The sequence below is a fragment of the Nocardioides sp. genome, assembly GCF_036503465.1.
Lineage (GTDB): Bacteria > Actinomycetota > Actinomycetes > Propionibacteriales > Nocardioidaceae > Nocardioides.
On sequence record NZ_DASXWU010000047.1, the window covers coordinates 1 to 25,075 of the forward strand.

The 25,075-nt window shown below is 71.4% G+C and carries 21 protein-coding genes; 8 read left to right on the forward strand and 13 right to left on the reverse strand.

What is annotated here, in order from left to right; genetic code table 11:
• Positions 1-94: 94 nt before the first annotated feature.
• The 6 genes from VGK78_RS08265 to VGK78_RS08290 all read right to left on the reverse strand — a co-directional run bounded on the left by VGK78_RS08265 (position 95) and on the right by VGK78_RS08290 (position 5,805).
• Positions 95-1,585, reverse strand: coding sequence for an NAD(P)/FAD-dependent oxidoreductase (locus VGK78_RS08265; RefSeq protein WP_331527126.1), 1,491 nt, complete (start codon positions 1,583-1,585; stop codon positions 95-97).
• Positions 1,582-2,742 (reverse strand): CaiB/BaiF CoA-transferase family protein, encoded by a 1,161-nt coding sequence (locus VGK78_RS08270; protein WP_331527127.1) that lies wholly within the window; start codon positions 2,740-2,742, stop codon positions 1,582-1,584. Before VGK78_RS08270 ends, VGK78_RS08265 begins: the two co-directional genes overlap by 4 nt.
• A 99-nt stretch (positions 2,743-2,841) precedes the next feature.
• Positions 2,842-3,591: an amino acid ABC transporter ATP-binding protein gene (locus VGK78_RS08275; RefSeq protein ID WP_331527128.1), complete on the reverse strand. Its 750-nt coding sequence runs from the start codon at positions 3,589-3,591 to the stop codon at positions 2,842-2,844.
• Positions 3,588-4,451 (reverse strand): amino acid ABC transporter permease, encoded by an 864-nt coding sequence (locus VGK78_RS08280; RefSeq protein WP_331527129.1) that lies wholly within the window; start codon positions 4,449-4,451, stop codon positions 3,588-3,590. The genes VGK78_RS08275 and VGK78_RS08280 overlap by 4 nt, the downstream gene beginning before the upstream one ends.
• Entirely contained in the window at positions 4,448-5,320 is an 873-nt protein-coding gene (locus tag VGK78_RS08285; protein ID WP_331527130.1) for an ABC transporter substrate-binding protein, read from the reverse strand. The genes VGK78_RS08280 and VGK78_RS08285 overlap by 4 nt, the downstream gene beginning before the upstream one ends.
• Positions 5,321-5,346: 26 nt before the next feature.
• Complete coding sequence (locus VGK78_RS08290; protein ID WP_331527131.1) at positions 5,347-5,805, reverse strand: DUF4396 domain-containing protein; 459 nt, start codon at positions 5,803-5,805, stop codon at positions 5,347-5,349.
• 101 nt (positions 5,806-5,906) lie between these two features.
• Here VGK78_RS08290 and VGK78_RS08295 point away from each other — a divergent pair, with 101 nt between their 5' ends.
• The gene (locus VGK78_RS08295) at positions 5,907-7,220 is read left to right on the forward strand and encodes a UDP-glucose/GDP-mannose dehydrogenase family protein (protein ID WP_331527132.1); all 1,314 of its coding nucleotides are present in this window, start codon (positions 5,907-5,909) and stop codon (positions 7,218-7,220) included.
• A 256-nt stretch (positions 7,221-7,476) separates the two neighbouring features.
• Here VGK78_RS08295 and VGK78_RS08300 read toward each other — a convergent pair whose 3' ends face one another.
• A complete protein-coding gene (locus VGK78_RS08300) occupies positions 7,477-8,814 on the reverse strand; it encodes a GH1 family beta-glucosidase (RefSeq protein WP_331527133.1) in 1,338 nt (445 codons plus the stop codon).
• 40 nt (positions 8,815-8,854) lie between these two features.
• Between VGK78_RS08300 and VGK78_RS08305 the strand changes: the two genes are divergently transcribed.
• On the forward strand, positions 8,855-9,511 hold the full coding sequence (locus VGK78_RS08305; protein WP_331527134.1) for a pirin family protein: 657 nt from the start codon (positions 8,855-8,857) through the stop codon (positions 9,509-9,511).
• On the opposite strand, the gene VGK78_RS08310 is transcribed toward VGK78_RS08305, so the two are convergent.
• Positions 9,512-11,095 (reverse strand): FAD-binding oxidoreductase, encoded by a 1,584-nt coding sequence (locus tag VGK78_RS08310; protein ID WP_331527135.1) that lies wholly within the window; start codon positions 11,093-11,095, stop codon positions 9,512-9,514.
• Positions 11,096-11,112: 17 nt separating this feature from the next.
• Between VGK78_RS08310 and VGK78_RS08315 the strand changes: the two genes are divergently transcribed.
• The 3 genes from VGK78_RS08315 to VGK78_RS08325 all read left to right on the forward strand — a co-directional run bounded on the left by VGK78_RS08315 (position 11,113) and on the right by VGK78_RS08325 (position 14,318).
• Positions 11,113-11,718: a helix-turn-helix domain-containing protein gene (locus VGK78_RS08315; protein ID WP_331527136.1), complete on the forward strand. Its 606-nt coding sequence runs from the start codon at positions 11,113-11,115 to the stop codon at positions 11,716-11,718.
• Positions 11,715-13,253 carry a glycerol-3-phosphate dehydrogenase/oxidase gene (locus tag VGK78_RS08320; protein WP_331527137.1) on the forward strand — a complete coding sequence of 513 codons (1,539 nt, stop codon included), beginning with the start codon at positions 11,715-11,717 and terminating at the stop codon, positions 13,251-13,253. The genes VGK78_RS08315 and VGK78_RS08320 overlap by 4 nt, the downstream gene beginning before the upstream one ends.
• Before the next feature lie 81 nt (positions 13,254-13,334).
• A complete protein-coding gene (locus VGK78_RS08325; protein ID WP_331527138.1) occupies positions 13,335-14,318 on the forward strand; it encodes a helix-turn-helix transcriptional regulator in 984 nt (327 codons plus the stop codon).
• 59 nt (positions 14,319-14,377) lie between these two features.
• Here the strand turns inward: VGK78_RS08325 and VGK78_RS08330 are convergent, their stop codons facing one another.
• On the reverse strand, positions 14,378-15,835 hold the full coding sequence (locus tag VGK78_RS08330; protein ID WP_331527139.1) for an NAD-dependent succinate-semialdehyde dehydrogenase: 1,458 nt from the start codon (positions 15,833-15,835) through the stop codon (positions 14,378-14,380).
• Positions 15,836-16,221: 386 nt separating this feature from the next.
• Here VGK78_RS08330 and VGK78_RS08335 point away from each other — a divergent pair, with 386 nt between their 5' ends.
• Positions 16,222-18,318 (forward strand): elongation factor G-like protein EF-G2, encoded by a 2,097-nt coding sequence (locus VGK78_RS08335; protein WP_331527140.1) that lies wholly within the window; start codon positions 16,222-16,224, stop codon positions 18,316-18,318.
• 97 nt (positions 18,319-18,415) lie between these two features.
• Here VGK78_RS08335 and VGK78_RS08340 read toward each other — a convergent pair whose 3' ends face one another.
• The 3 genes from VGK78_RS08340 to VGK78_RS08350 are packed head-to-tail and all read right to left on the reverse strand — an operon-like array spanning position 18,416 to position 21,752.
• Entirely contained in the window at positions 18,416-19,135 is a 720-nt protein-coding gene (locus tag VGK78_RS08340; RefSeq protein ID WP_331527141.1) for a hypothetical protein, read from the reverse strand.
• Positions 19,136-19,175: 40 nt separating this feature from the next.
• Positions 19,176-21,056 carry a penicillin-binding transpeptidase domain-containing protein gene (locus tag VGK78_RS08345; protein ID WP_331527142.1) on the reverse strand — a complete coding sequence of 627 codons (1,881 nt, stop codon included), beginning with the start codon at positions 21,054-21,056 and terminating at the stop codon, positions 19,176-19,178.
• Positions 21,057-21,077: 21 nt separating this feature from the next.
• Positions 21,078-21,752, reverse strand: coding sequence for a helix-turn-helix transcriptional regulator (locus tag VGK78_RS08350; protein WP_331527143.1), 675 nt, complete (start codon positions 21,750-21,752; stop codon positions 21,078-21,080).
• Positions 21,753-21,834: 82 nt separating this feature from the next.
• On the opposite strand from VGK78_RS08350, the gene folE reads away from it, so the two are divergent.
• Together folE and VGK78_RS08360 are read left to right on the forward strand one after the other, a co-directional pair.
• Positions 21,835-22,476, forward strand: coding sequence for a GTP cyclohydrolase I (gene folE, locus VGK78_RS08355; RefSeq protein ID WP_331527144.1), 642 nt, complete (start codon positions 21,835-21,837; stop codon positions 22,474-22,476).
• Entirely contained in the window at positions 22,473-23,669 is a 1,197-nt protein-coding gene (locus tag VGK78_RS08360; RefSeq protein ID WP_331527145.1) for an NAD(P)/FAD-dependent oxidoreductase, read from the forward strand. The genes folE and VGK78_RS08360 overlap by 4 nt, the downstream gene beginning before the upstream one ends.
• Here the strand turns inward: VGK78_RS08360 and VGK78_RS08365 are convergent.
• On the reverse strand, positions 23,659-25,041 hold the full coding sequence (locus tag VGK78_RS08365) for a TrpB-like pyridoxal phosphate-dependent enzyme (protein ID WP_331527146.1): 1,383 nt from the start codon (positions 25,039-25,041) through the stop codon (positions 23,659-23,661). The genes VGK78_RS08360 and VGK78_RS08365 overlap by 11 nt on opposite strands.
• Between the last annotated feature and the right edge of the window lie 34 nt (positions 25,042-25,075).

A 25,075-nucleotide genomic window follows, 5' to 3' on the forward strand; every position in this document is an offset into this window, starting at 1 on the left:
GGACCCAGCAGCACCCCAGCGACTTCGGAGCGGACACTCCACCAAGACTCGGCGAGCTCCAACCCGCCGAGAAGCCGGCGGCTCGGGCACCTCCTCAGCGGCCGGCCGCCGCCTCCGCGGCGACCGGTGCCCGCGGCGCTCGTGCCGTGAACACGAGGTGCCGATCCGCGACGGGCCCGCGGCGCAGCAGGCGCACGTCGTCCCCGTAGGCGGTCGAGGTCACCCACGGCACCCGCGGGCCCTGCTTGGGCAACCGGTCGAGGGCACGCCGGACGTACCCGGCGCCGAAGTCGAGCAGGGGACGGGTCGCCATCCCGCCTTCCGGCAGCCGCGGCTCGACCACGGCGTAGCCGTGCCGACCCATGTGCTCGAGCAGCCGCACGAGGTACTCGCAGACGAGGCCCACCTTGAGCGTCCACGAGGCGTTCGTGTAGCCGATGGTGAACACGAAGTTCGGGACGCCGCCGAGCATCAGCGCCCGGTAGGTCATCAGCGAGGCCGGGTCGACCTTCTCGCCGTCCACCTCCAGCTCGATCCCGCCGAACGGCGAGAGCGTCAGCCCGGTCGCGGTCACGATCACGTCGGCGTGCAGGTGCCGACCGCCGGTCAGCACGACTCCGTCGGCGTCGAAACGCTCGATCGTCGAGGTCACCACTTCGGCGTCGCCGCTGCGTAGGGACGTGAAGAGGTCGGCGTTCGGTACGAAGCACATCCGCTGGTCCCACGGGTCGTAACGCGGTGTGAAGTGGGTCTCGACGTCGTACCCCTCCGGGAGCAGTGCGACGTTCTGCTTGCGCACCATCCGCCGGACGGTCTCGGGACGGCGTCGCGAGAGCCGGTAGAACACCGCCGTGACGAGGATGCTCTTCCAGCGGACGACCCGATGCGCCAGCCCGGCCGGCAGCCAGCGGCGGGCACGCACCGCGAAGGGGTCGCGTCGCGGCAGGCTCAGGATGTACGACGGCGATCGCTGCAGCATCGTCACGTGCGCGGCATCCTCGGCCATCGCCGGCACCAGCGTCACCGCCGTCGCGCCGCTGCCGATGACCACGACGTCGCGGCCGGTCCAGTCCAGGTCGTCCGGCCAGTGCTGCGGATGCACGATCTCGCCCGCGAACTCCTCCGCTCCGGCGAACTCCGGCTCGTGGCCGCGCTCGTAGTCGTAGTAGCCGCGACACGACCAGACCAGACCGGCGGTGTAGGTCACCGCCTCGCCGTGGTGGTCGGCCTCGACGGTCCACAGCGAGGTGTCGGAGTCCCACGACACCCGGATCACGCGGTGGGAGTAGCGGATGCGCCGCTCGACGTCGTACTCCCGGGCGGTGTCGCGCAGGTACTCGAGGATCCGCTCCCCCGACCCCAGCGCCTCCTCGTGCCGCCACGGCCGGAAGCGGTAACCCATCGTGAACATGTCCGAGTCGGAGCGGACGCCGGGATAGCGGAACAGGTCCCAGGTGCCGCCGCTGACCTCCCGCGCCTCGAGCACGACGTACGACGTGCGCGGGAGCTCGCGGGTCAGGTGCGCCGCCGCGCCGATGCCGGAGAGGCCGGCGCCGATGATGAGGACGTCGACGTGGTCGGTCACCGCGCCTGCACCGCCGCCCCCGAGGCGATCAGGGTGTCCACGTCGGCGATGCCCCACGCCATCAGTGCTTCGCGCGTGTCCTGCCCGGCCTTCGCCGGTGGCGGTGTCGTCAGCGTGGACGGGGTGCGCGAGAAGCGAGGCGCCGGTGCGGGCTGGGTGGCGCCGTCCCGCTCCACGAAGGTCTCGCGCGCCGCCAGGTGCGGGTGGTGGAACGCCTCCGTCATCGGCAGCACGGGGGCGACGCAGGCGTCGGTGCCGTCGAACACCTGCACCCACTCGGCCTGGGTGCGGCTCCGCACGGCATCGGCGATCAGCCGGCGCAGCTCGGGGTGGTTCGCGGGGTCGTCACGGTCGGGGGCGGCCTCGGCGATCCCGAGGCCTGCCACCAGCGCGTCGTAGAACTGCGGCTCGAGGGCGCCGACCGCGAGATGTCTCCCGTCGGCGGTCTCGTAGAGGTCGTAGAACGGTGCGCCGCCGTCGAGGAGGTTGCTCGCCCGCTCCTCCCGGAGCAGCCCGCCTGCCAGGAAGGCCGTGGCCATCGTGTTGAGGTGAGCGGTGCCGTCGACGATCGCGGCGTCGACCACCTGTCCCTCGCCGGAGGCGTGGGACTCGAGCAGGGCCGCGAGGATCCCGATCACGAGGTACGTCGAGCCGCCGCCGAAGTCGCCGACCAGGTTGGCCGGGAAGTGCGGCCGGCGCTTGTCCTGGCCGAGCCCGAAGAGCGCGCCGGTGATGGCGATGTAGCCGAGGTCGTGGCCGGCCGTCCGCGCCAGCGGCCCGGTCTGGCCCCAGCCGGTCATCCGGCCGTAGACCAGACGCGGGTTGCGGGCCAGGCAGTCGTCGGGGCCGAGGCCGAGCCGCTCCGTCGTACCGGGACGAAGCCCCTCGACCAGCACGTCGGCGGTCTCGACGAGGTCGAGCACGGTCGCGACGCCGTCGGGGTGCTTGAGGTCGAGCGCGACGCTGGGTCGCCCGCGGTTGAGCAGGTCGTGCCCGCCCCCGGTGAGCGGCTGGCCACCCGGACGGTCGACCCGGATCACGTCGGCACCCAGATCGGCCAGGATCATGCAGGCGTGCGGACCCGGCCCGATCCCGGCCAGCTCCACGACCTTCACGCCGCGCAGCGGTCCGGTGCCCTGGCCGAGCTCGACGGTCATGTGCTGATCCTCTCAACCCGTCCCGTGCCCAGGCCCCGACGGATAGTACGGATCACCCGGCCGGTCCGGACGGCGCCGTGGTCGGCCGCGTGATCCGTACTATCCGAGGACGCGGGCGAGGAAGCGGCGGGTCCGGTCCTCGCGGGGGTTTCTGAAGATCTCGGCCGGCGGTCCCTGCTCGAGGATCCGGCCCTCGTCGAGGAAGCAGACGGTGGTCGCGATGTCGCGGGCGAACGCCATCTCGTGGGTGGCCAGGATCATCGTGGTGCCCTGTTCCGCCAGCTCCCGGACGATCGTCAGCACCTCCCCCACCAGCTCCGGGTCGAGCGCGGCCGTGATCTCGTCGAGGAGCAGCAGCGTAGGCCGGGTGCACAGCGCCCGCACCAGCGCGGCGCGCTGCTGCTGCCCGCCCGACATCCGGTCGGGATGCTTCTCGGCTTGATCCGCAAGCCCGAAACGGGACAGCAGGTCGTGCGCCCGCTGCTCGGCCTCGTTCTTGGGTACGCCGTGCACGCGCCGCGTCGCGAGCGTGCAGTTGTCGAGCACGGTCAGGTGCGGGAACAGGTTGTAGGACTGGAAGACCATCCCCATCCGGCTACGGACGGCCCGACGGTCGACGCGCGGGTCAGAGATCTCCGACCCCTCGAACACGATCACGCCGTCGTCGATGTCCTCCAGGAGGTTCACGCAGCGCAGCAGGGTGGACTTGCCGGAGCCGGACGAGCCGATCAGGCAGATCACGTCGTGCGCCCGCACGCTCAGGTCGACGTCGGCGAGCACCACCTTGTCGCCGTACGTCTTGCGAAGGTCGGTCACCTGGAGCAGGCACCCGTCGGACTGCGCGTTCATCGCGCTCCTGCGAACTGACGTCGCAGCGCCCGCCGCAGCATGACGTCCGTGAACCGGGTCAGCGGGATGGTGAGGAGCAGGTAGAGCACGCCGACGACCGTGATCGGCGTGTAGTTGAAGTGGTAGGCCGCATAGTCTTGGGCCGCGAACAGCCCGTCGAACACGAAGATCGCCGAGAGCAGCGCGGTGTCCTTCTGCAGGGAGATGAAGTCGTTCAGCAGAGGAGGGGTGACCCGGCGGGTGGCCTGCGGCAGCACGACGTACCACATGGCCTGCCAGCGGGTCAGGCCGAGGGTGTCGGCGCTCGCCACCTGGGACGGGTGGATCGACTCGATCCCGGCGCGGAAGACCTCCGCAACGTAGGCGCCGTAGCACAGGCACAGAGCGGCGAGGCCCAGCCAGAAGGTGTTGGTCGTGACGCCCTGCAGCCGCAGCCCGGGGATCGCGAGACCGAACACGATCACCACCAAGAAGGTGGGAAGCCCCCGGAACACGTCGGTGTAGACGACCGCCAGCACCCGCACCGAGAACATCGCGGCCGACGTGCTGCTGCGGACCACCGCCACGGACGCGCCGATCAGCAGGATCACCGGCTCGGCGATCAGGAAGCCGACCACGTTGTACTTCAAGAAGCCCTTGATCACCGACGGGAACGCGGCCTTCGCGTCCGGCCAGCTGAGGAACGACGACCGCACGGTCGGCCAGCCCGGCGACAGCAGCAGTGCCGCCAGGAGGCCGCCGAGCAGCACCACCGCGGCCACCGTGGCGACCAGCACGTCCCGGCGTGAGCGCTCCCGACGCAGCGCCCGTCGCTCGCGCTCGCGGGGGCTGGGTTCCCAGGTGCCCGCGGAGGTCGTCACTGCAGGACGGGGACGTCGACCGTGTCCGAGAGCCACTTCTTCTCGATCGCCGCGAGCTGCCCCGAGGACTTCAACGCGGCGAGGCCCCGGTTCACGCAGGCGACCAGCGGGTTGCCCTTCTCGAACAGCATGCCGAACTGCTCCTGCTGGCCCGCACTGGGCTGGAACTGGCCGACGATCGTGCCGTGCTGGATCTCGACGGCGGCCAGATAGAACGCGGTCGGCAGGTCGGTGACGATGGCGTCGACCTGGCCGTTGGCGAGCGCGGTCTTGGCGTCGTTGGTGTTCTTGAAGACCACAGCGTCGCTCGTCGGCTGGATCTCGTCGCGGATCGCGGTGAGAGACGTCGTACCGGTCTGCGCACCGATCTTGTACTGCTTCAGGTCCGCCAGGCTCGACGCGTCGGCAGCGGGGCTGCCTTGGACGGCGATGACCGCCTGCGCGGCGTTGTAGTAGCCGTCGGAGAAGTCGACGACCTTCGCTCGTGCCGGGGTGATCGAGATCTGGTTGATGTCGAAGTCGAAGTGCTTGGGCCCGGGGGCGTACGACGTGTTGAAGGGAACCTTGGTCCACGTCACCTGGCTGTGGTCGAAGCCGAGCTGCTTGGCCACCGCGTAGGCGACGGCGGACTCGAATCCCTTGCCGTTGGTCGGGTCGTTGTGGCTGAACCACGGGTCGTAGGCGGGGGAGTCGGTTCCGACGGTGAGGACGCCGTCCTTCATGGTCTTGCCCTGGGCGCAGTCGGCCGGGGTCTGGTTGGCGCCGGAGCTGGCACTGGTGTCGGTGGCCGTCGAGCTGTTCTGCGGCGCGCACCCGAGCGCGAGGAGCATCAGTGGCACGAGGACGGCAGCCGTTCGGGGCGTACGCATGGCGGGAATGCTAGCCAGTCGCGGCCCTAGTGATGGTGAGCGTGCTCCTGGTGGAACTTGTGCACGACCGCGTGCCCCTTTCCGCGCTCCATCAGCCAGTGGTTGACGGGCACCGCGGCGACGAAGGCCACGGCGAGCGCCACGGCCAACGACCACCAGAAGAGCGTGGTGGTGAGAGTGGCGTCCATCGCTCCGGGCACCACCAGCAGGATGAGCGTGTCGACGATCTCCATGGTGAGGATCGAGACGGTGTCGCTGGCGAGGGCCGCCTGGACGGCGGTGCGGTTGTCCGCGCCCATCCGGCGCACGCCGGTGTAGGTGAGCAGGTAGCCGAAGAGGAACGCCAGGGAGATCGACAGCACGATGTTCGCGGTGTTGCCCCAGCCCCACCAGGTGCTCAGCACCATGCCGGTGATCTCTCCGATGGCACAGCCGGTGAGGCAGTGCCGGGTCGCCGTGATCGCCATCCGCCAGCTCTCGGTCATGGCGACAGTTATACCCCCTAGGGGTATATGCCGCAAGTGCCCGCGTTGGACGCTTGTCGCGACCGCGTTTCGCTGACCGGGGCGCTCTCTAGACTTCGCCCATGCGGATCACCGTCATCGGATGTGGGTACCTCGGGGCCACCCATGCCGCCGCGATGGCCGACCTCGGTCACGAGGTGCTGGGCATGGAGATCGACCCGGTCAAGCGCGAGGCGCTGTCGCAGGGCCGGGTCATGATCTACGAGCCGCACCTGGCCGAGATGCTCGAGCGCAACGTCGAGGCGGGACGGGTGCGCTTCACCGACTCCTACGCCGAGGTCGCGGCGTTCGGAGACCTGCACTTCGTCTGCGTGGGAACACCGCAGCAGGCCGAGAGCCTGGCCGCCGACGTGAGCCAGGTGGAGAGCGCGATCGCGGGCCTGGCGCCGTACCTGGATCGTCCGGCCCTGGTCGTGGGCAAGTCGACCGTCCCGGTCGGGACGGCCGAGCGGATGGCCCGCGTCCTCGCCGCGCACGCACCGGCCGGCTCGGATGCGCTGCTCGCGTGGAACCCGGAGTTCCTGCGCGAGGGGTTCGCGGTCCACGACACCCAGCACCCCGACCGGATCGTGGTCGGCATCCAGGACGGCCGGGCCGAGAAGCTCCTCCGTGACTTCTACGCACCGGTGCTCGAGGACGGCACGCCGATGGTGGTCACCGACTACGCGACGGCCGAGCTGGTGAAGGTCGCCGCGAACGCGTTCCTGGCCACCAAGATCTCGTTCATCAACGCGATGGCCGAGGTCTGTGAGGCCACCGGTGCCGACGTGGTCGACCTGGCCGACTCCATCGGGTACGACGCCCGCATCGGCCGCCGCTTCCTCAACGCCGGCATCGGCTTCGGCGGCGGCTGCCTCCCCAAGGACATCCGGGCCTTCGTCCACCGCGCCGGCGAGCTCGGCGTGGAGGACGCGATGACCTTCCTGCGCCACATCGACGACGTGAACCAGCGTCAGCGCGAACGCGTCGTCCACATCGCCACCGCGATGGTCGGCGGCGACCTCCGCGGCACCCGCATCGCGGTCTGGGGCGCGGCGTTCAAGCCGGACAGCGACGACGTCCGCGACTCCCCGGCGCTGTGGGTGAGCGGCCAGCTCCACCTGCGCGGCGCCGAGGTCCGGGTCTACGACCCCCGGGCCAACGCCAGCGCCCGACAGGGCTTCCCCACGCTGTCGTACGCCGACTCCGCGGTCGAGGCGTGCCGCGACGCGGACCTGGTGCTCCACCTGACCGAGTGGCCGGAGTTCCGCGAGATCGGCCCGGCCGACCTCGACGGAGTCGTGGCCCGACCACGGATCTTCGACGGGCGCAACGTCCTGGACCTCGACACCTGGCGCTCCGCGGGCTGGGCGGCGCGGGCACTCGGCCGCCGCTAGGACTGGGCCGGCTGGGAGGGCTCGGCCGGAGGCGGAAGACAAACTGGCCCACAAACGACGCCCGGACGACCGGAGATCTGTCGTCTGTGGGCCAGTTTGTCGGCTCGGCCTGTCCCTGGCTTCGACTCGCCTTGCACGGCTTGGCAGGCCCAGCCGGGGGCCCGCGGTTCCTGAGGAGCCGAGCGACGAGGCGTCTCGAAGGGCAACCTGCGCTCACCCACGCCGCGCGTTCGTTCCTCACGCGCGGCTGCTCGCTTCAGTTGTCCGGAGGCTGGGCCTTGATCGTCTCGGCGTACCAGTCGAACGACTTCTTCGGGATGCGCGCCTGCGTGTCGTAGTCGACGTACACCAACCCGAACCGCTGGGTGTACCCCTCGGCCCACTCGAAGTTGTCCATCAGCGACCAGGTGTAGTAGCCGCGGACGTCGACCCCGGCCCGGACGGCGACGGCGACGGCGCGCAGGTGGGCGTCGAGGTAGTCGATGCGCGCCTGGTCGTCGACGACACCGTCCGGGCCGGGCGCCGCGCCGTACGAGCAACCCGACTCGGTGATGATGATCGGCGGCAGTGCCGCTCGGTAGCGGGCGCGCAGCGTGATCAGCCACTCGCGGAGCGCGTCGGGGACCACCGGCCAGCCGAAGTCGGTGGTCGGGTAGCCGACGATCTCCAGAGGTTCGAACGGCATCGGCGCGTCCTCGTCGGCGGCGGCGATGCGCATCGGGTTGTAATAGTTGACGCCGTAGAAGTCCAAGGGCTGTCGGATCGTGGCCATGTCGCCGGCCTTGATCACTCGCCGGACCAACGGCGCGAGGTCGATCGGGTAGCGACCGAAGAGCATGGGCTCGGAGAACATCCCGTTCCACAGCGCGTCGAACAGCTTGGAGGCGCCGACGTCGGCCTCGTCCTCGCTGGCCGGCCACATCGGTGCGTGGTTGTTGGCGCAGCCGATGCTCGAGGCACCCACCGCACGCAGCGCGATGGCGGCGCGTCCGTGGGCGAGCAGCAGGTGGTGGGCCACCGGCAGCGCGTCGAACATCAGCGCCTTGCCCGGCGCATGGATGCCGTTGCCGTAGCCCATCATCGTCACGACGTTCGGCTCGTTGACCGGGATCCAGTGCTCCACGCGGTCCGACAGTCGCTCGCCGACCAGCGCGGCGTACTCCGCGAACCGCTCGACGGTGTCGCGGTTGAGCCAGCCGCCGGCGTCCTCGAGCTCCTGCGGCAGGTCCCAGTGGTAGAGCGTCGCCATCGGCTGGATGTCGCGCTCGAGGAGCCCGTCGACGAGACGCTCGTAGAAGTCGAGGCCGGGGCCGTTCGGATGACCGGAGCCGCTCGGCATGACCCGCGGCCAGGAGATCGAGAAGCGGTAGCCGCCCAGCCCGAGCCGCTGCATGAGGTCGAGGTCCTCGTCGAGGCGGTGGTAGTGGTCGCACGCCACGTCGCCGGTGGACCCGTCCGCGATCTTGCCGGGCAGGTGGCTGAACGTGTCCCAGATGCTCGGGCCCTTGCCGTCCTCCGTGGCAGCCCCCTCGATCTGGTACGACGCGGTGCTGGCGCCGAAGCGGAAGCCCGGCGGGAGCAGAGGGTGAGCCACGGGGATCATTGTGTCCGTGACCGTAGTGGTTCGAAGAGGAATGGATCGGTTCCTGACCCGCGAGCCGGGACGTCAGACGCGTCACTCGTTCTCGTTCGGATCGTCCTACGATCCCGAGCGCGTCTCGTTCGGACCATTGGTCGCCCTGAACGACGATCTCCTCGCCGCCGGGGCGGGATACGACCCCCACGAGCACGCCGACATCGTCCTGGTCACCTGGGTCGTCTCGGGGGCGCTGGCGCACGAGGACGCGAACGGGGGCACGGTCCAGCCGGCGGGCGAGCTCGCGATCACCCGGGCCGGCAGCGGGCTCGCCCACAGCGAGAGGGCGGCCGGCGGAGCCACCCGCTTCATGCAGGCGTGGCTGCGTCCGGACGTCGCCGGCGGCGAGGTGACGCGCCGTACGACGACACCCGACCTGAGCGGCGACGACCTCGTCGTGGCGGCCGACGAGTCGGACCTCGGCGTCGCCGGCGCCGCTCTTCGGATCGGCGCCCTGCCCGCGGGCGCGACCGTCACGGTGCCCGAGGCACTCCTGCGGCACGTGTTCGTGGTGACCGGCGCGCTGGCCCGCTCGAGCCTTGCCGAGCCACTGTCCGCCGGCGACGCGTTCGAGATCACCGGGGAGCACGAGATCACCCTGACCGCGGCCGTGCCCACCCAGCTGCTGGTGTGGTCCTTCGCCCGGGACGGCTGATCAGGGGACCAGCACGCCGGGGTTGAGGATGCCCTGCGGGTCGACCGCGTGCTTGACGGCGCGCAGCACCTCCACGCCCAGGGCGCCGATCTCGTCCTCCAGCCACGGCCGGTGGTCGGTGCCCACCGCATGGTGATGGGTGATGGTGGCGTCGACACCGACGATCGCCTGCGTCGCGGCACGCTTCGCGGCCGTCCAGCGTCCGAGCGGGTCGTCACCCTCGGGCGCGGCGACGGTGAAGTACAGCGAGGCGCCGGTCTCGTAGACGTGCGACACGTGGCACAGCACCATCGCCGGCTCGCCCAGCGACGCCTTCAAGGCGGCCGACACCACGTCGTAGGTGCTCCGCAGCCGGGACCAGTGCGCCGCGGTCTCCAGCGTCTCGACCAGCACGCCGAGGTCGAGCATCGAGTCGCGGAGGTACGGCGCGTCGAACCGGCCGGCGGCCCACCTCCTGCCCGGCTCCTCCCCGACCGACGTCCCTCCCAGGCCGGCCAGCACGGCCGAGACCGCGGTCCGCCGGGCAGACACCGTGGCGGCTGTCCCCTCGTGGCCGACGATCATCAGGCAGCCGCCGCTCGGCCCGTCGCCGGCGCTGCCGATCGAGTCCGGATGTGCCAGGTCGAGGGCCGTCTCGTTCTCGTCGGAGAGGCGCAGCACCGACGGCAGCAGCTGCGACTGGGCAAGCGTCCGCATCGCCTCCACCCCGGCGTCGAACGACGGCCAGTGCCACCCCTCGTAGCGCCGCTCTCCTGGCAGCGCACGGACCCGGACGGCGACCGCGGTGATCACGCCGTACGCCCCCTCCGACCCGAGGAAGACCTGGCGCAGGTCGGGCCCCGCGGCGCTGGCCGGCGCATGCCCCAGCCGGACCGTTCCCGCGGGCGTCGCGACCACGAGGCCGACGACCATCGCGTCGAACCGGCCGTAGCCGGCCGACGACTGGCCGCTCGAACGGGTGGCGGCGAACCCACCGATCGAGGCGTGCTCGAAGGACTGGGGGAAGTGGCCGAGCGTGAGTCCGTGCTCGGCGAGCAGGGCCTCGGCCTGCGGTCCGCGCACCCCCGGCTCCAGGGTCGCGGTCATCGACACCGGGTCGACGTCGAGCAGCCTGTCCATCCGCAGCAGGTCGAGGCAGATCACCCCGGCGTACCCATCCCGGCGGGCGACGAGCCCGCCGACCACCGAGGTGCCGCCGCCGAAGGGGACCACGGCGACCCTGTGCCGGGCCGCGACGCCGAGCAGGGCCTGCACCTCGTCGTGGCTCCCCGGCCGGACGACGGCGTCGGGCGCGTCGGAGAGGTCACCGGCCCGGGCGCGGAGCAGGTCCGGCGTGGACTTGCCACGGGTGCGGAGCCGCCGCGAGGCGTCGTCGGTCAGCACGTGCCGGGCACCCACGATCCCGTAGAGCTCCGCGACGACCTCGTCGGGAAGCCGGGACGTCGGTATCGCCACCGCCTCGTCGTCGCCGACGGTCCGGTCGATCACCGGGAAGACCAGCTCGACCAGGCCGCGCGTGGCCTCGGGAAGCGCGGAGGCGCGGGCCGGGTCGCCCCACCGGGTCGGGTGCATCTCGATCGGCATACGTTACAGTGTGACATATGACGTCACGTCGTCACATGGGCGATCCGCAGTCCGCCTACCTCGACGCCGCCCGGGCCTGCATCCTCGACGTCGGCTGGCGGCGTACGACGCTCACCGAGGTGGCACGGCGAGCGGGGGTCAGCCGGATGACGATCTACCGCGCCTGGCCCGACATGCCCGCGGTGCTCGGCGACCTGATGACCCGCGAGTGGGGCGAGGTCGTCACCCGGGTGGTGGCGGAGGCCGACGCCCAGCTGGGCCCGGGCGCCACGGCCGCGGACCGGATCGTGGCCGAGGTGGTCGCGACGACCGCGGCGCTCCGCGACAACGAGCTGTTCGTCCGGATCGTCGAGCTCGACCCCGAGCTCCTGCTCCCCTACCTGCTGACCCGGCGCGGCCGCAGCCAGGAGGCCATCGCCGAGCTCACCGCCGGACGGATCCGCGAGGGCCAGGGCGACGGCAGCGTACGCGACGGCGACCCCGTGGCGATGGCTCGTGCCCTGCTGCTCGCCTCCCACGGCTTCGTGCTGAGCGCCCACACGATGGTCGACGACGCGGTCGGCGAGGACGACCTCGACCGGGAGCTCGGGCACCTGGTCCGGAGCATGGTGGCCCACCCGTGACCGAGCTGCGCATCCGCGCGGGACTGGCGCAGGCGCAGTCGGAGGTCGACGTGCTCGTCGTCGGGCTCGGCATCACGGGGGTCGGATGCGCCCTCGACGCCGTCTCCCGAGGGCTGTCCGTGCTGGCGGTGGACGCCCACGACCTCGCCTTCGGTACGTCGCGCTGGTCGAGCAAGCTGGTCCACGGCGGCCTGCGCTACCTCGCCAACGGCCAGGTCGGCGTGGCGTACGAGAGTGCCGTCGAGCGCGGGATCCTGATGGAGGTCACCGCCCCTCACCTGACGCACGCGCTGCCGATGCTGCTTCCGCTCGACGCGTCGACGAGCCGTCGCCGGGCCGCGTTCCTGAGTACGGGCATCCGCGCCGGCGACCTGCTTCGGGTCGCCGCCCGCACGTCCTCCGAGACCCTGCCGCGACCGCGCCGGGTCTCCGCGACGGAGAGCCGCCACCTCGCACCGGTCCTCGGTGACGGCCTGCGTGGCGGCATCCTCTCCTGGGACGGCCAGCTCGAGGACGACGCGCGCCTGGTGGTCACGGTCGCCCGCACCGCCGCGGCGCTCGGCGCCGAGGTGCGCACGCACGCCCGCGCGGTCGAGGTCGAGGGCAGAGGAGCCGTGCTGCGGGACGAGCTGACCGGGACCGATCACCAGGTGTCCGCCCGGGCGGTGGTCAACGCCGCCGGAGTCTGGGCCGGCGGGCTGGTCGACCACGTCGACCTCCGGCCCAGCCGGGGTACCCACCTGGTGCTCCGCCGGTCGGCCTTGCCGGGTCTCCAGGTCGCGCTGACCCTGCCCGTCCCCGGCGAGCGCAACCGGTTCCTCAACGTGGTGCCCCAGCAGGACGGGCCCGTGTACGTCGGTCTGACCGACGTGCCCGTCGAAGGCGAGCCTCCTGACGTACCGGTGCCCAGCGAGGAGGAGCTCGACTTCCTGGTCGCCACCACGTCGGCCGCCCTCGCCCGGCCGATCACCCGCGCCGACGTCGTCGGGTCGTACGCCGGACTGCGCCCCCTCCTGCGGGCCGACGGCCGCACCGCCGACCTGTCGCGGCGACATGCGGTCCTGACCTCGGCCGACGGCGTGGTGACCGTGGTCGGCGGCAAGCTCACGACGTACCGCCGGATGGCACAGGACGCCGTCGACACCGCGACCGCGCGTGCGGGTCTCGACGCGCGTCGCTGCATCACCGCGCAGCTCCCCCTCGCCGGAGCCGCGCGGCGGTCCGAGCTCGCGCACGTGGCGGCGGGGTCGCCCGCACCGCGGCTGGTGCGTCGGTTCGGCACCGACGCCGCCCTTGTGCTCGAGAACGCCCGACAGACCTCCGGGCTCCCCGACGAAGAGCTGCTCGCGCCGGTGGCCGCCGCCGTCCCGATCACGCTCGCGGAGCTGGTCTTCGGAGTCACCCACGAGGGCGCGCACGACGTCGACGACCTGCTCGACCGGCGTACCCGGATCGGCCTGGTGCTCGAGGACAGGACAGCGGCCGAACCAGCTGCCCGGCGTGCGTTGTCACTCGCGCAGGCAACGGTTCGTTAAATCGGACCTATCACCCTCCACAACCGTCCCGGGAGGCCCTACCTTCTATACATGCTCGAGCCCAGGGGGGCGGACTCAAGCATGTTCGATTCTGCGACGGACGACTCCGCCCGTGTTGTGCACCATGCCCGCGACGCGCTGTCGCAGGGCAGGATCGCTGATGCCCTCGACGCGGTCGACCGGGCCCGCCACCGCGAGGACCTCGACGACTTCGGTCACGTCTCGGTGGCCGTCACCGGGCTCCAGGCCAAGCTGGCGATGGGCGACCTTCGCGGCGCCGCGACGTACGCCCGCGAGCTGACGAACCTGATGCGCATCCGCGGTCTGGTCGGCGCGGCGGCGTCGTACGGGCTGGGTGAGTTCGCGGCGGCTCGCGGCCAGGCCGACCAGGCCGTGTCGTACTACGAGCGCGCCGGCGAGGAGCTCCAGTCCGTGGCCGGGCATCCCTGGGTGCCCTGGCGCAGCGGGTTGGCCCGGGTGGTCGGTGGCCGGGGTGAGATCGCAGCGGCCACCGAGCTGATCGAGGCTGAGCTCGCCGACGCGCGCACGCTGGACATGCCGTACGCCGTCGCCCACGCGTTGCGCACCCAGGCCGCGATCGCCCCGACGAGCGACCGGATCGCGCTGCTCGACGAGGCGCTCGAGGTCCTGCACGGCACGACTGCGGCGCGTCTCGACGCGCAGATCCGCACCGATCTCGCGGGCTGGCTGCTGCTGCTCCGGCCCGACGAGTCCGGGCGAGCGGTGGACCTGCTGCGCACGGCGGAGAAGTACGCACGTCAGCAGGACCTCGGTCCGCTGCTGGGTCGCATCCGCTGGTTGCTGGAGCGTCTCGGCGAGGCACCGGACGGTGAGCTGCCCGGTCGGCTGGCCGAGCTGAGCGCCGCCGAACGACGCGTCGCGCAGCTGGTCGTGACCGGCAAGCGCAACCGGGAGATCGCCGAGGAGCTCGGCGTCAGCGTGAAGTCCGTCGAGTGGCACGTCTCCCACATCCTGCGCAAGCTGTCGATCACCTCGCGCACCGAGCTCGCCGACGCGCTCGCCCAGCCCCGCCAGCCCCGCTGACCGGAGGGGGGCTTCTCCCGCGCCGACGTGGGACTTGTCCGGTGTCGAGGGAGCTCGGGTCAGACCGGGATGGCGACGTACGTGGTGTCGAGGTACTCCTCGATGCCCTCGAAGCCGCCCTCACGACCGAAACCGCTGGCCTTCACGCCCCCGAACGGAGCGGCCGGGTTCGACACCAGACCGGTGTTCACGCCGACCATCCCGAACTGCAGCGCCTCGGCGACCTTGACCGTCCGCGCCAGGTCGCGGGTGTAGACGTACGACGAGAGGCCGTACTCCGTCGCGTTCGCCATCGCGATCGCCTCGTCGTCGGAGGTGAAGGTGGTGATCGGCGCTACGGGCCCGAAGATCTCCTCGTTCACGATCCGCGCCTCGGCCGACACGCCGAGCAGGACGGTGGGCGCGTAGAAATGACCCGGGCCCTCGGGCGCCTCACCCCCGGTGACCAGCTCGGCACCATCCTGCACCGCATCGGAGACCAGCTTTCCGACCGACTCGACCGCGTCGGCGTTGATCAGCGGACCCACGTCGGTGCCCGGGGTCTGGCCACGGCCGGTCGTCAGCGAGCCCATCCGCTGCGCGAGCAGGTCGGCGAACTCGCGAGCGACCGACTCGTGCACGAGGAACCGGTTGGCGGCCGTGCAGGCCTCGCCCATGTTCCGCATCTTCGCGATCATCGCGCCGTCGACTGCAGCGGCGACGTCGGCGTCCTCGAAGACGATGAAGGGCGCGTTGCCGCCGAGCTCCATGGAGACGCGCTGGAGCTCGTCGGCGGACTGCCGGACCAGCACCTTCCCGACCGGGGTCGAGCCGGTGAAACTCACCTTCCGCAGCCGGTCGTCGGCCATCAAGGTCGCGCTGAGCGACTTCGAGTCGGACGTGGTGACGACGTTCAGGACGCCGCCGGGAAGTCCGGCCTCGGTGAGGACGTCGGCGAGCGCCAGCATGGTCAACGGCGTCAGCTCGGCCGGCTTGACCACCATCGTGCAGCCGGCGGCGACCGCCGGGCCGATCTTCCGGGTGCCCATCGCCAGGGGGAAGTTCCAGGGGGTGATGAACAGGCACGGGCCCACCGGTTTGCGGATCGTCAGCAGCCGTGAGCCGCCCGCAGGCGCCTGCATCCAACGACCGTGGATGCGCACCGCCTCCTCGGCGAACCAGCGGAAGAACTCCGCGCCGTAGCCGACCTCACCCTTGGCCTCGGCGAGGGTCTTGCCCATCTCGAGGCTGATCAGCTCGGCGAAGTCGTCGGCCTGGTCCATGATCGCCTCGAACGCCCGGCGCAGGATCTCGCCGCGTTCGCGCGGTGGGGTGTCGGCCCAGCCGGCCTGCGCCGTGACCGCGGCGTCGAGGGCGGCCATCGCGTCGTGGGTGTCGCCGTCGGCCACGTCGGTGATCACCGACTCGTCGGCCGGGTCGCGCACCTCGAACCTCGCACCCGTGGCCGACTCGCGCCACTGACCGCCGATGAACAGGCCGCGCGAGCCGGTCTTCGCCAAGAGGTCTAGTCCAGTCATGGTTTCAGCCTGTCACCGGGGCAAGTTTGCGGAAAGTGTGCACGCGCCCGTCGCGACTCTGACACCCTGTGAACGTCGGCCTGGGGGCATGCACCCGGACGATATCGAGCCCCTCGCTGACCCCATGCTGCGAGGGGCTCGCCCCTTTTCCCGACGACCTCGTGGCGCTCGCGCCACCAGCTCGTCGGGACCAGAGAAACCCCGGTCAACCGGTGCTTTCCACGCGATCTGCCTGCTGGCATCGGACCCCGCCGCCGGAGTCGTTCGCGCCGTCTGCCCCTTGAACTCGGGCCCGCAGAGGAGTTGTTTGGACTCCATCGTTTTTCGGCTCGGCGGTCAGCGCCACCAGTCTGGTCCGTCGACCCGGTCGAGACCTGGAGGCTGACATGGCGGACAAGGCGGGCGGGCGTAGACCAGCGGGTCAAGATCTCGGGGCGAGCAGCCCCGACCGGATCCGCAACGTGGTGCTGATCGGACCGGGCGGATCGGGGAAGACCACCCTGGTCGAGACGCTGCTCGCCTCAGCAGGTGCGATCCCGCGCGCGGGCACCATCCAGGAGGGCTCCACCGTCTGCGACTTCGAGGACTCGGAGAAGTCCCACGAACGATCCATCTCGCTGGCCATCGCGCCGGTCGTCCACCGCGGGACCAAGATCAACTTCGTCGACACCCCGGGGTACGCCGACTTCGTGGGCGAGGTGCGCGCGGGGCTGCGGGCCGCCGACTGCGCCCTCTTCGTGATCGCCGCCAGCGACGCCGTCGACGACGCGACCGCGGCGCTGTGGCGCGAGTGCGCCGAGGTCGGGATGCCGCGGGCCGTCGTGATCACCAAGCTGAACCAGTCCCGGGCCGACCACGACGGCGTACTGAAGTCGGCTCAGGCTGCGTTCGGCGACAAGGTGCTGCCGTTGTACGTGCCGGTGCGCGACGAGGCCGGCGAGGTGACCGGGCTGGTCGACCTGATGACCGACGACGGTGCGCACGAGGACCTCCGCGGCGCGCTGATCGAGGGGATCATCGAGGAGTCAGAGGACGAGACTCTGATGGACCGCTACCTCGGCGGCGAGGAGATCTCGCACGAGACCCTCACCGAGGACCTCGAGAAGGCGGTGGCGCGCGGCAGCTTCCACCCCGTCGTACCCGTGTGCTCGATGACCGGCGTGGGCTGCTCGGAGCTGCTCGACCTGGCCGTCGACGGGTTCCCGTCGCCGCTGGAGCACCCCTCGCCCGACGTGTTCACCCCGGCCGGCAAGGAGGCCGAGCCCATCGAGGGCGACCCGAAGGGCGTCCTGGTCGCCGAGGTCGTCAAGACCGCCAGCGACCCGTACGTCGGGCGGGTCAGCCTGGTCCGCGTCTTCTCCGGCACCCTCACCGCGGACGATCCGGTCCACGTCTCGGGACACTTCACGTCGTTCTTCTCCGACTCCACCCACGAGGACCACGACGAGGACGAGAAGGTCGGCTCGCTGTCCTACCCGTTCGGCGGCACCCACGTGCCGGCGACCGCCGTCGTCGCCGGGGACCTCTGCGCGATCGGCAAGCTGACCCGCGCGGAGACCGGCGACACCCTGTCGTCGATCGACGAGCCCCGGGTGCTCAAGCCGTGGTCGATGCCCGAGCCGCTGCTGCCGGTCGCGATCGTCGCCAAGAGCAAGGCCGACGAGGACAAGCTGTCCCAGGCGCTGGGCCGGCTGGCCGCCGAGGACCCGAGCCTCCGGGTCGAGAACAACGCGGAGACCCACCAGCTGGTGCTCTGGTGCATGGGCGAGGCGCACGCCGACGTACTCGTCGCCCGCCTCGCCGATCGGTACGCCGTGCACGTCGAGACCGAGCCGTTCCTGGTGTCCCTGCGCGAGACGTTCGGCGGTGCCGGCAAGGGTCTGGGCCGGCACGTCAAGCAGTCCGGCGGGCACGGCCAGTACGCCGTGTGCCACATCGAGGTCGAGCCGCTGCCGGAGGGCGGCGGGTTCGAGTTCGTCGACAAGGTCGTCGGGGGTGCAGTGCCCCGGCAGTTCATCCCGTCGGTCGAGAAGGGCGTGCGCGCGCAGATGGAGAAGGGCGTCCGGGCGGGCTACCCGATGGTCGACCTGCGGGTCACGCTCACCGACGGCAAGGCGCACAGCGTCGACTCCTCGGACATGGCCTTCCAGATGGCCGGCGGCCTGGCGCTGCGCGAGGCCGCCACGGCCACGACGGTCACCATGCTCGAGCCGTACGACGTGGTGGCCGTCGTCGTCCCCGACGAGCACGTCGGCGCGACGATGAGCGACCTGTCGTCGCGGCGCGCGCGGCTCCTCGGCACCGACAAGGTGGGCGACGACCGGACCGTGATCAACGCCGAGGTGCCGCAGACCGAGCTCGTCAGGTACGCCGTGGACCTGCGCTCCTCCACCCACGGCGCAGGCTCCTTCACCCGCTCCTTCGGCCACTACGAACCCATGCCCGAGGACGTCGCCCGCAACATCACCCCCCGGGAGCGCTGACCCGGCTCTTGGCCACGCGTGAGAACGCTGACCCGGCTCTACGCCACCCCCTCAGACGCCGACCCGGCCCGTGACGACACCAGGGCGACGGCCGGGGTCAGCCGTGTGGGATGCCACTGTCGAAGCCCCGGGCGAACCACTGGCCGCCCTCGGCGATCCGATGAGCGGACTCGCCGCGGAAGAGCGGTCCGTCGGGTCCGTCCACCGCGAGGTACATGCCCTCCAGCCCCGAATGTCCTGAGTCGAGTGCACTCTCGAGCTCACCCATCCTGCCCTCGATCGAGGCGGGATCGTCCGTGCTCGCCTCCACGACCAGGGCGGGACCGAGCGGATGCAGCAGCCGCACCGTGGTCGGCGTCAGGTGGAACAGGCGCAGCACGCCCTCGACACCGGCCACGATCTCGATGTCTGAGCCGTGCGTCGTCGAGACGGGACTCCCCTGGATGCCGTAGCCGTACTCCTCCTCCGCGGGTACGTCGTGACCGGCCGAGTGCTCGAACACGTCGACGCGTGACAGCCGCCCAGGAGGCGTGAGCCTGGCGGCCGTGGCGCCCGTCGCCAGGTCTGCTTCCCACTCCGCCAGACCCTGGCCATCGACGCCCAGCGGGACCAGCAGCACCTGCCGCATCTCGGTCGGCGTGGTCATCGACATGTCGTCGAAGTACTGCCGATCCAGGCCGGCCACCGACGCGTCGTACGCCGCCTTCACGTCGTCGGTCTTCATCACCACTGTGGCGCCCGAGTGAGAGCCGCCACCGCAGCCCGGGAGCAGAAGAAGAACGAGGATCACCAAGAGGTGCCAGGGCCTCCGCCTCATGCGTCGATGGTGCGCCCGCGACACGGGTCGCGCCAGCGGTTCAGCGCTGGCGGGCGCCGCGCAGGAACTGCTCGAGCAACGGCCCGGCGGTGCCCGCTCCGGTGTGGCCGACGTCGACGAAGGCGCAGACCGCGAGGTCGCCCTGCCCGGCGATCATCCAGGCGTGGGTGAGCCGCCGGCCGTCGCGGTCGAACTCCGCCGTCCCGGTCTTCGCGATCACCGGAGGCCCGGGCACGTCCCTCAGCCCGAGCCCCGTGCCGCGCAGCACGACGCCCCGGAGGAGCTGCTTCAGGGTCGCGTCCTGGACGGCGGTGAGCGGGGTCGGGTGCGTGGGCGCCGGCTTCACCGACGTGACCAGCTGGGGCACGACCGTGTGGCCGGCGACGACCGACGCCATCACGGTCGCCATCGTCATCGGTGAGGCGAGCACCTGGCCCTGGCCGATCATGTCGGCCGCCTTCGTCGTCTCCGAGGTAGGTGGCACGACGTTCCCGAAGTACGCCGGGAAGCCGAGGTCGTGGTCGACCCCCATCCCGAGCGTGGCCGCCGCGTCGACGAGGTCGTGCGGGCCGAGCTTCGTGCGCTCGTTGATGTACGCGGTGTTGCAGGAGTTCGCGATCGCCGTCGCCAGGTCGATCCGGCCGTTGGCACTCGGCGGGTAGTCGCTGTCGTTGGTGAACACCTTGCCGTCGACGTTGACGCTCGTCGGGCACTCGACCGGCGACGACGGCGTGACGCCCTTCCGGAGAAGCGCCAGCGAGTCCACGGTCTTGAACGTCGATCCCGGCGCGAACCGTCCGTACGTCGCGTCGTTGTAGCCGTTGTTCCCCGGACCGTTGGCGGCCACCAGGATCGCCCCGGTCGACGGCCGGATGGCCACGATCGCACTGGCCGGGCCGACCGTGCTCAAGACGTGCTCGGCGAGCAGCTGCAGCCGCGGGTCGAGGGTGAGCCGGAGCGGCGTCCCGTCGACGGCGGGTGACTTGAAGAGCTGCTGACCCCCGCCGTGCTTCGACGCTGTCGAGACGAGGACGCCGGGCCTGCCGCGCAGCTGGTCGTCGTACCTCGCCTCGAGGCCGGACAGCCCGGCCAGGTCGCCCACCCGGTAGACGCCCGGGTTGTCCTTGATGATCTCGGCGGTCACGGGGCCGACCGTGCCGAGGATCGGCGCCGCGAACTCCTTGGTGATCCCCAGCGGGATCTGGTCGGCGATCGCGTCCACTCCCTTGATGTGGACGTACTGCGCGGTCACCGCCGCCGGCACCTCGTCCTTCCGGAAGGCGATCGCCTGCACGAAGGCCTTGGGCCCGGCCGCCCTGACCTGCTTGACGTACGGCGCGACGTCGATCCCGACCAGCTCCGCGAGCCGCCGTGCCGACTCGGGAGCCTGCGACGCCGGCACCTTGATCCGGTCGACCCCGAACCTCACCACCGGCCGCTCGGTCACGAGCGCGACGCCGTGCGGACCGAGGATGTCGGCACGCTTGGCCCCGATCGTCGTCGCCTCGAGGGTCATCCCGTCCTTCAGGGACGGCTCCACGACGTCGGTCGCCCAGTCGACCTTCCAGGTCGATCCGGCCGCCCGCAGCTCGGCCTTGCTGGTGTAGCTCCAGCCCTCGCCGAGCGGCCAGCTCCAGCGCAGGGTGGCTGTCGCCGTACCGTCGCCGCTCGTGTCCACGGAGCCGACCTGGACCTCCGGCTTCACCCCTCCCAGGGCCGCCACCGCCCGGTGGTACTCCCGCTGCACGTCACCGGCCGAGGCGTCGACGAAGGTCACGTCGGACAGGTCTCCCGAAGCCAGTCCCGCGGCCAGCGCGGCCGCAGTCGGGTCCGGGGAGGGGCCGTCGTCGCCGCCACCACAGCCGGCCAGGGCGAGCGGCACGATCGCGAGTACGACGAGCAACAGCCGGCGGGTCCCCATGCCGGCCATCCTGTCAGGAGGTCACGCGCGACCCGGCCTCTCCTCGACCCGCACGCAGCACCGGTCGGGGCCCGGGTCGAGCCTGGCCGACGTGTGGTCGCAGCCGAGTCCGTCGAGCACACCACCCACGTAGTCGTGGTTCACCCCGCACACCAGCGCCGTGTGCTCGCGCGCCAGCGCGTCGAACGGGCAGTTGCGCAGCACCAGCCCGTCCCCCACGCGCGTCGGCTCGTAGCCGCGGTCGGCCAGGACATCGGCGGAACGGGCGAGCTCACCGCCCTTCCCCTCGTACGCCGTGCCGTCGCGGCGTCCCGCCTGCCGGGCCTCCTCGGCCAGCGTCTCGGGCAACGGGGCTCCCTCCAACGACCGCTCGACCGCGGCCGCGAACACCCGGCCGACCAGGTCGTACCCGCGCTCGGGCAGCGAGACCGCGAGCTCACCGGCGGCACGCCGGTAGACCTTGGCGGGCCGGCCGGCGCCGGGACCCGTGCGGCCGCTGAGCCGACGATGCTCGACGGTCAGCAGGCCCTCCTCGACCAGCTTGTCGAGGTGGAAGCGTGCGGTGTGGGGCGGGACGCCGACCTCGCGCGCCACCTCCTCGCGGCCGACGCCGTCGTCGCGGCCGGCGACGTACTCATAGAGTCGGCGGCGCAGGGGGTCGGCGAGGGCGCCGATCGCGGAGAACGCGTCTCCCATGCCAATACCTCCTCTTGACGAGCCGCACTTCTAACAGACATATTACTCACTCTTAGAGAGTTCGGTCCAGAAGGAGAGTCCCATGGTCGAGGCGGTCGCCGTGCAGATCGACGGACAGGTCGGGGCGCGGTGGCGCCCGCGGATCACCCACGAACCCGCGCCAGTCGACCTGGTGAAGGCCGAGAAGGCCGCCGCCGACATGCTCGCGGCACTCGGTCTGCCGATCGACTCCGAGGACATGTTCGAGACGCCGCGGCGTTTGGTCCACGCGTACGCCGAGATGCTGACGCCGCCGGAGTTCGACAGCACGACGTTCAGCAACGCCGCCGGGTACGACGAGCTGGTCGTGGTCTCCGACATCCCGGTCAGCTCGCTGTGTGAGCACCACCTGCTGCCGTTCACCGGCGTCGCGCACGTCGGCTACCTCCCCGGCGACCGCATCCTCGGGCTGTCGAAGTTCGCCCGCACCGTGGAGTTCTTCGCCCGCCGCGCCCAGACCCAGGAGCGGCTGACCGTCGAGATCGCCGAGCACCTCATGGACCGGCTGGAGCCACTGGGGGCCGGCGTCGTGATCGAAGCGGAGCACACCTGCATGAGCCTGCGCGGCGCTCGCGCCGATGGCGCCCGGACGGTTACCGCCGCCCTGCACGGCCGGCTGCGCGACGATCCGAAGACCCGCGCAGAGTTCCTCTCCCTCACCCGCGACCGGGCAGGTGCCCGATGAGCGCCCCGATCGTCCTCGTCGGCGGCGGCCTCGCCACCGGCACCGCCGTGCGCGAGCTCCGCACCCAGGGGTACGACGGAGACCTGGTCGTGATCGCGGCGGAGGACCACGCGCCGTACGAGCGGCCGCCCCTCTCCAAGGGCTACCTGCTCGGCAACGACCCCGCCGAGAAGGCGCTGGTCAACGACCACGACTGGTACGCCGCGCACGACGTCGACCTGCGCACCGGCGTCACCGTCGAGTCGGTCGACCCCGACGCCCACACCCTCACCGCCGGCGGCCAGGAGGTGGCCTGGTCCGGGCTGCTGCTGGCGACGGGCGCGACGCCCAAGCGGCTCGCGCTGGCCGACGACTCGGGCGCCCCGGTCCACTACCTGCGCACCCTCGAGGACTCGACCGCCCTGAAGGAGCAGCTCCAGCCCGGCGCCCGGATCGGCATCATCGGAGGCGGCTGGATCGGCCTCGAGGTGGCCAGCGCCGCGCGCCAGGCGGACGCCGAGGTCGTCGTACTCGAGGCACTGGAGCAGCCGCTGCTCAACGTCGTCGGACCCGAGGTCGGCGCACTGTTCGCCCAGCTCCACCGCGAGAAGGGCGCCGACGTCCGCACCGGCGTACGCATCGAGGGCATCAGCCGGGGTGAGGGCGGGGCGACGGTCACCACAGCCGACGGCGAGACGCTCACCTTCGACCGCCTCGTCGTCGGCGTCGGCGTGGCTCCCGTCACCGACCTCGCGGCCGACGCCGGGATCGCCGTCGACAACGGCATCCTGGTCGACTCGGGGCTGCGCACGTCGGCGCCGGACGTGCTCGCCGCGGGTGACGTCGCGAACGTCGACCACCCGGTCCTCGGTCACCGCCTGCGCGTCGAGCACTGGGACACCGCCATCAAGCACGGCACGGTCGCGGCCACCAACCTGCTCGGCGGCAAGGCCGTCGCCGACCACCTGCCCTACTTCTTCACCGACCAGTACGCGCTCGGCCTCGAGTACGTCGGCCACCCCGGCCCCGGCGGCTTCGAGCGGGTCGTCATCACCGGCGACACCGAGGGCCCGGTCGAGGGCAGGACGTTCCGCGTCTGGTGGCTGCGCGGCGACCGGGTCGTCGCCGGCATGCACGTCAACGACTGGGACGCCATCGACCGGGTGCGCGAGCTGGTCGGCACGGAGGTCGACGACGCGGCCCTCAGGAGCTGACGGCCGGCAGCTTGGCCAGGGCGCCGGCCACGGCCTGCTGCAGCTCGGTGTCGTCCCAGCTGTGGTCGACGAGATCGCCGCGCAGGTACGCGTCGTACGCCGCGAGGTCGAGGTGGCCGTGCCCGCAGAGCGCCGTGAGGATCACCTTCTCCTCGCCCGACTCCTTGCACGCCAACGCCTCCTCGACCATGGCCGCGAGCGCGTGCGTCGGCTCCGGTGCCGGCACGATGCCCTCGGTGCGGGCGAAGAGCACGCCGGCCGCGAAGCACTCCGACTGCTTCTTGGCGACGGCCTCGAGCTCACCGTTCTCGTACAGGTGCGAGATCAAGGGGCTCATCCCGTGGTAGCGCAGCCCGCCGGCGTGGATCGGGTCGGGAACGAAGTCGTGGCCGAGCGTGTGCATCTTCATCAGCGGGGTCATCCCGAGGGTGTCTCCGAAGTCGTAGGCGTAGGTGCCCTGGGTCAAGGACGGGCACGACGCCGGCTCGACGGCGCGGACGGTCGGTGACATGGCCCCGGCCCACTTCTCGCGCAGGAACGGGAACGCGAGGCCGCCGAAGTTCGAGCCGCCACCGGTGCAGCCCACCAGCAGGTCGGGCTTCTCGCCCACCAGCGCCAGCTGCAGCAGCGCCTCCTCGCCGATCACGGTCTGGTGCAGCAGCACGTGGTTCAAGACACTGCCCAACGCGTAGTTGGTGTGGGGGTCCTGGGCGGCGACCTCTACCGCCTCACTGATGGCGATGCCGAGGCTGCCCGTCGAGTCGGGGTCCTGGTCCAGGATCGTGCGCCCGGCCTTGGTGAGGTCGCTCGGGCTGGGATGCACGGTGCCGCCGAAGGTCTCGATCATCGTGCGCCGGTAGGGCTTCTGGTCGTACGACGCGCGCACCTGCCAGACCTCGCACTCGAGCTCGTATTGCGAGCAGGCGAAGGCGAGCGCGGTGCCCCACTGGCCGGCCCCGGTCTCGGTGGTCAGCTTCTTGATCCCGGCCTTGGCGTTGTAGAACGCCTGCGGCACCGCGGTGTTCGGCTTGTGCGAGCCGGCCGGGCTCACGCCCTCGTACTTGTAGTAGATCCGGGCCGGCGTGCCGAGCGCCTTCTCCAGCCGGTGCGCCCGGAACAGTGGCGAGGGACGCCAGAGCCGGTAGACGTCGAGCACCTCGCCGGGGATCTCGACGTACTGCTCCTGCGCCACCTCCTGCAGGATCAGGTCCATCGGGAAGAGCGGCGCGAGGTCGTCGGGCCCGACCGGGTCGCCGGTGCCCGGATGCAGGACGGCGGGCGGGGGCGTCGGGAGGTCGTGCAGGATGTTGTACCAGCGGGTCGGCTGGTCGCTCTCGGGCAGGAGGATCTTGGTCTGCGGCGACGGGGTCATGGCTCAGCGTGGCACTGTCCCACGGCGGTTGTCA